Annotated in this window: 6 protein-coding genes; 2 read left to right on the plus strand and 4 right to left on the minus strand. The window is 65.4% G+C overall.

Annotation, left to right across the window (positions count from 1 at the left end; translation table 11 throughout):
- Positions 1-74: 74 nt before the first annotated feature.
- The 4 genes from ACLEJU_RS21340 to ACLEJU_RS21355 form a co-directional block, all read right to left on the minus strand.
- Positions 75-1,025, minus strand: coding sequence for a 2-hydroxyacid dehydrogenase (locus ACLEJU_RS21340; RefSeq protein WP_435425606.1), 951 nt, complete (start codon positions 1,023-1,025; stop codon positions 75-77).
- Positions 1,026-1,049: 24 nt separating this feature from the next.
- A complete protein-coding gene (locus ACLEJU_RS21345) occupies positions 1,050-1,808 on the minus strand; it encodes an SDR family oxidoreductase (RefSeq protein WP_313430649.1) in 759 nt (252 codons plus the stop codon).
- Between the two features lie 17 nt (positions 1,809-1,825).
- Entirely contained in the window at positions 1,826-2,536 is a 711-nt protein-coding gene (locus tag ACLEJU_RS21350) for a fumarylacetoacetate hydrolase family protein (RefSeq protein WP_435425607.1), read from the minus strand.
- 120 nt (positions 2,537-2,656) lie between these two features.
- Positions 2,657-3,997, minus strand: a complete 1,341-nt coding sequence (locus ACLEJU_RS21355; protein ID WP_435425608.1) for an MFS transporter — start codon at positions 3,995-3,997, stop codon at positions 2,657-2,659.
- Between the two features lie 294 nt (positions 3,998-4,291).
- On the opposite strand from ACLEJU_RS21355, the gene ACLEJU_RS21360 reads away from it, so the two are divergent.
- Both ACLEJU_RS21360 and pcaQ read left to right on the plus strand, forming a co-directional pair.
- Positions 4,292-5,221: a helix-turn-helix transcriptional regulator gene (locus ACLEJU_RS21360; RefSeq protein WP_435425609.1), complete on the plus strand. Its 930-nt coding sequence runs from the start codon at positions 4,292-4,294 to the stop codon at positions 5,219-5,221.
- A gap of 10 nt (positions 5,222-5,231) precedes the next feature.
- Positions 5,232-6,164 (plus strand): pca operon transcription factor PcaQ, encoded by a 933-nt coding sequence (gene pcaQ / locus ACLEJU_RS21365; protein ID WP_435425610.1) that lies wholly within the window; start codon positions 5,232-5,234, stop codon positions 6,162-6,164.
- The last annotated feature ends 67 nt before the right edge of the window (positions 6,165-6,231 follow it).

Here is a 6,231-nt window from a genome sequence, read left to right on the forward strand (position 1 = left end):
TGCCTGTGCTTCACACTTGGTAATCAAGGCACCCTAGCTGTCAGCTTGCCATTCACCGTCCTCACTGCTGATTACTAGTTCACCAACCCTTGCGGCTTACGCCCGGCAAACACATCCACCAGGCTGGCCACCACCATCTCCCCCATGCGCGTACGGGTCTGTACCGTGGCACTGGCCCGATGCGGCTGCAGCACCACATCTTCACGCTCGAACAAGGCCTCAGGCGCCCGTGGTTCATCGGCGAACACATCCAGCGCCGCGCCAGCAATCTCGCCGGCCTCGAGCGCCGCAATCAACGCCGGCTCATCCACCAGCTTGCCGCGCGCGATGTTGATCAGGTACCCGTCGGTTCCCAACGCTTGTAGGACCTCGCGGTTGACCAGCGCCTCGCCCTTGTCGGCCGCCGCCGCCAGGATCAGCGCATCGCTGTCCTTGGCCAGCTGCACCAGATCCGCCTCGAAACCATAAGGCACCTCCTGCGCCTGCAGGTCGGTGTAGCGAATCGGGCAACCGAACGCCGCCGCCCGTTGCGCCACGGCGCGGCCGACCCGGCCCATGCCGATGATGCCCACGCGCATGCCCGACACCTGACGGGCAAGCGGCAACGGAGCCAGTGGTGTGGCGCTGGTGGCCCAGTGGCCGGCACGAACGAAACGGTCACCGGTGCAGATGCCACGGCACAAGCCGATCAGCAGGCCGATGGCGAGGTCGGCGACATCCTCGGTGAGGGCGCCAATGGTCGCGGTCACTTGAATGCCACGATCTCGGGCATAGGCCAGGTCCACCGCGTCGGTACCGACGCCGTTGACCGCGATCACTTCGAGGTTGGGCAGGCGCGCCATCAGTGCCTGGCTGATGCCGGTGTGGCCACCGGTGATCACGCCCCGGATCTTGTCGGCATGCTGGCTGACATAGGCGTCCTTGTCGGCCTGTTCGTAGTAGCGGTGCACGGAGAACAGCTGTTCCAGGCGCTCGCGGATTTGCGGGATGAGGATCGGGCTCAGTTGCAGGACTTCGGGTTTCATCGGTCACTCCATCAGGAACAGGGATCAGCCACGGCCAACGAAGGGCATGTTGCTGGCCATCACGGTCATGTTCAGTACGTTGGCGTCCAGCGGCAGCGCGGCGATGTAGCGCACCGCGTCGGCCACATGGCGCACGTCGAGCATCGGTTCGGCGGCGATCTCGCCATTGGCCTGGCGCACACCGCGGGTCATGCGTTCGGACAACTCGGTGAGGGCGTTGCCGATGTCCACCTGGCTGCAGACGATGTTGTAAGGCCGGCCGTCCAGCGCCAGCGCCTTGGTCAGGCCCAGCACCGCGTGCTTGCTGGCGGTGTAGGGCGCAGTGAACGGGCGCGGGGTGTGCGCCGAGATCGAGCCGTTGTTGATGATCCGCCCGCCTTGTGGCTGCTGGCGGCGCATCAGGCCGAAGGCGGCGCGGGCGCACAGGAACACCCCGTCGACGTTGGTGGCGATGACGTTGCGCCAGTTCTCCAGCGGCAATTCGTCGACCGGCACGGCGGGGGCATTGATGCCGGCATTGTTGAAGATCACATCGAGGCGGCCATGCACTTCCTCGATGGTGGCGAACAGCTGCGCGACGCTTTGCTCGTCGCGTACATCGGTGGGCACGGCCAGGGCTTCACCGCCCGCTGCCAGCGCCTGTTCAACCACCGCTTGCAGCGGTTCTGCGCGGCGCCCGGCGAGGACCAGGCTGAAACCGTCCTCCAGCAGGGCAAGGGCGACGGCACGGCCGATGCCGCTGCCGGCACCGGTGACCAGGGCGACTTTCTTGTTTTGGCTCATGTGGGGCTCCAGTAGGTTCAGGCGGCGTGGACGGTTTGGCCGGCAGGGCGAGGGCCGACACGCAGGTGCAGTTCGCCGATGCCATCGATACCGGCGTGGATCGTGTCGCCCGGGTTCAGTGGTGCCACACCGGGCGGGCTGCCGGTCATGATCAGGTCGCCGGGGCGCAGTGGTAGCTGCCGTGACAGCCGGCTGATGACCTCGGCCAACGGCCAGGTTTGCTGGCTCAGATGAGCACATTGGCGCTCCTGGCCGTTCACGTGCAGCCACAGCGCTGCGTCCAATGGCCAGGCGCATTCGCTGGCAGGGACGATGGCGGTCATCGGTGCCGAGGCTTCGAACACCTTGGCACCTTCCCAGGGCAGGCCCTCGGCCTTGGCCTTGCGCTGGTGGTCGCGACGCGTCAGGTCGAGGCCGGCGGTAAAGCCGAATATGTGTTCCAGGGCATGCTCCGGGGCAATGTCGGCGCCGCCCTTGGCGATGGCCGCGACCAGTTCGATTTCGTGGCAGAACTCATCGGTTTGCGGCGGGAAGGGCAGTTCGCCCTGCGCTTCGACCACATTGCTCGCCGGCTTCATGAAGAACACTGGCTCCTGTGGCGCCGGGCCGTAGGATTCCGGCCATGGATAATTGCGGCCCAGGCAGAACACCCGGCCGACCGGGAAGCGCGCAGCGCTGCCGCGGATCGGCAGGCTGACGATGGCCGGCGGGTTGAACAGGTAGGTCATGGGTGGATCCTCCGTGCTGGAGTGGCCAGCGTAAGTCAGAGGCTGGCCGGCAAAGTTGGACGAAAACGGGGTCGGCTTGGACTATCCAAGTAACCTGTGCCGGCCCTTTCATTCCTCGAATCAGGCTGCAGTCTTCAGCTCGATGCGATAAAGCTTGCCGAGTAGCAGCGAGTAGGACAGGGTGCCCATCAGCGCCACACCACCGATGAACCAGAACGCCATGGCGAACGAGCCGCTGGCATGCACGATGGCGCCTATCACGATCGGCGTGACGATGCCGCCGATGTTCGCCGCCAGGCTGGTGACCCCGCCGGTGAGACCGATCAGTTCCTTGGGTGCCACTTCCGATACCGCCGCCCACGACGCCGAGGCGATGCCCTGGGCAAAGAACGCCAGGGTGAGGATGGCGATGCACAGCACATTGGAGTCGGTGAAGTTCACCAGCACGATCGACATGCCCAGCATCGAGCCCACCACCAGCGGCAGCTTGCGGGCGAACGACAGCGAGTAGCCCTTGCGGATCAGCAGGTCGGACACGATCCCCGCGAGGAGGATGCCGACCGTGGCGCCAATGAACGGCATCACGGCGAAGATGCCGACCTTGATCAAGGTCAGCTGGCGCTCTTCGATCAGGTAGGTGGGGAACCAGGTGAGGAAGAAATACAGCGCCGAGGTGCTGGCGAACTTGCCCAGGCAGATGGCCCAGACCTGGCGGTAGCGGAACAGTTCGGCGACCTGGCGCCAGTCGAAGCGGGTACGTTCCTGGCTGCTTTTCACCAGGCCGCCGCCTTGCTCGATGTAGGCCAGTTCTTCCTTGCTGACCTTCTTGCAGTTCAGCGGGTCGCGGTACAGCCACAGCCACACCACGCCGAACAGGATGCCGACCAGGCCGGTGCTGTAGAACACATGGCGCCAGTCGTAGGTGGTCGCCAGCCACAGCAGCGCGCCGGTGAACAGCGCGGTGCCCAGGTACTGACCACACACGTAGATGCTGCTGGCCATGCCGCGTTCGCGGGCGGGGAACCACACCGTGACCGCTCGGCTGTTGGCCGGGAAGGCCGGGGCTTCCATGGCGCCGACCGCCAGGCGCAGGCCGAACAGCGAGGCGAAGCCGCTGGCCAGGCCCTGGGCCACGGTGACCGCCGACCAGCTGATCAGTGATACGCCGTAGGTCAGGCGCGAACCGAAGCGGTCGGCGATGAAGCCGGCCGGCACCAGGGCCAGGGCGTAGGTCCAGGCGAAAGCGGAGAAGATCAGGCCCATCTCGACCTTGTCCAGGCCCAGGTCCTTGGCCATGAACGGCGCAGCTATGGAAATGTTCACCCGGTCGACGTAGTTGATGATGGTCGCCACCAGCAGTAGCGACAGCATGAACCAGCGGCGGCGGGTAGGCAGGCGCTGGGCGGGGGCCGCGTCCAGCGCGTACGACGACGCGGCGCGGGGGGTAGGCGTGCTCGACATGAGTCGACCTCGTTTGTTGTTGTTGGTAGAGGTTGGGCTGCAGTCCCTTTTCTAAAGTGGTCGTACAACAATGGGAATGCAACGGCGGTTTTAGACCGTTTTTTTCACGGGGCGCGGGGCGGGGCTGCGCTGTCCAAGAAAACTCACCGTTGGGGTTTTGCTCGGGTTTTCTGCTGTATGTCGCGTTTTTAGCGGGCTGCGTGGATTTGCTGTTGCGCAGGTTTTTGCAGAAGGGTTTAAATTGCAGAGTTTGGACATCGTACAACTTAGAGTCCCGCAACCCGGAGATTGCCCATGCCCCCCAAGCGCGAGGTCCCGACCTACGTCATGCAGCAGCGCAGCGAGCTGATGGATTTCTACATCCGCGACCAGCGCGGCCGCCCCGCCGAGACCGCGCCGCATCGTCACGAGTACTTCCAGATCCAGGTCAACTTCGGCGGCGACACGGTGCAGCACATCGGCAGCGTGCAGCGCCCGTTCAGGCGCAACACCCTGGCCTTCATCCTGCCGCACCGGGTGCATGTGATCCCGCACCCGGCCGACAGCGACTTCGTGGTGATCAATTTCTCCCAGACGTTCCTGCTGCCGCATCTGGCCTGCGACCCGATGGACCTGGAAGAGGTGTCGATCCTGCAGGCCCCCGAGCTGTCACCCTTCCGCTTCCAGGAGCATCTCGACTTCTGCCTCGAAGAACCCGACTTCGCCGAGGTGCGGCAGGTCCTCGAACGCATGCGTGCACTGGATGCCAACCGTCGTTTCGGCACCCGCGAAGTGCTCAAGGGCCTGTTGCTGCAACTGATTGGCCAGGTTTGCAGCCTGTACGCCGAGCCGCTGCGCGAACTGGCTGACAGCAATGCGGCCCAGCTCAGCCGTCGAGCCGCACTGGGCCGCATGAGCGAGTACCTGCGTCGGCACATCGACGACCCCGACCTCAACCTGCAGAAAGTCGCCGCCGCCACCTACCTGTCGCCGACCTACCTGACCCACTGGCTGCGCAAGGAAATCGGCAAGACCTTCAGCGAACTGGTGCTGGAGCGGCGCATGCACACCGCGCGCAACTACTTGCTCAATGGCAGCCGCCCGGTGGGCGAGGTGGCGCGGCTCTGTGGTTTCGCCGATGAAGCCTACTTCTCCCGGCGCTTCCGCCAGATCCATGGCCTGCCACCCGGGCAGTTCCGCCGCCAGCAGCGCGACCCGGATACGCCGCAGGTGGCGATGCGGTAAGCTTGCCGGCATGAACCTCGACACCCGCATCAAGTACCGTCACCTGCTGTGTTTCCTGGAGATTGCCCGGCAGGGCAGCCTGGCCAGGGCTGCCGACATTCTGGCGATCAGCCAGCCGGCGATTTCCAAGACCCTCAAGGAGCTCGAGGACCTGCTTGAAGCACGCCTGTTCGAGCGCAGCCGCCAGGGCGTCGAGCTGACCCCGGCTGGCACGCGCTTCATGCGCTACGCCGGGCCCAGCGTGCAGGCGCTGCGTGATGGCGTCAGCAGCCTGCGTGGCGAAGCGCGGGCGCCGTCGCAGGTGCGCATTGGCGTGCTGTCGACGGTCGAGGGGCTGCTGATGCCCGAGGTGCTGTGCCGCCTGCATCAGCGTCACGAGGCGCTGGTGATCAGCGTGGTCACCGGGGTCAGTGCGCAGCTGCTCGGGCAACTGCGCCTGGGTGAGCTGGAGCTGGTGGTTGGGCGCATGACCGACAGCCCGCAGATCCAGGGGTTGTCGTTCGAGCACCTGTACAGCGAGTCCATGGCGCTGGTGGTGCGCCCTGGCCATCCCTTGCTTGCCATCGCACTGGTGGAGCGGCAGCGGGTCGGCCAGTACCCGTTGGTGCTGCCACCGCCGGGCACTACGATCCGCCAGCATGCCGACAGCCTGTTCGTGCAGTGCGGCATTCAGATGCCGGCGCAGCGTCTTGAGACTTTGTCGTTGGCGCTGAGCCGGCGTTATCTGCTGGGGAGTGATGCGCTGTGGGTGGCACCGCGGGATGCGGTTCTGCTGGATTTGCGCCGGGGGGAGCTGGCTGAGGTTGACCTTGGCGTGCGTGAGCCGGGTGGCTCGGTGGGCATTTGCCGGAATGCCGCATTACCGCTGACGCTGCCGGGGCAGTGGGTGTGCGAGGTGCTGCGCGAGCTTGCTGAGCAGTATCGGGAGGGGCGGTATCCTTGAGGTGCATGCCGCAAGCTTTCAGCGCCTGTTGGGGCGGGGGGAGGAAAAGAAGGGGGGGATTTCGCAA

The sequence above is a fragment of the Pseudomonas sp. SMN11 genome (assembly GCF_052041945.1).
Classification (GTDB): Bacteria; Pseudomonadota; Gammaproteobacteria; order Pseudomonadales; family Pseudomonadaceae; genus Aquipseudomonas.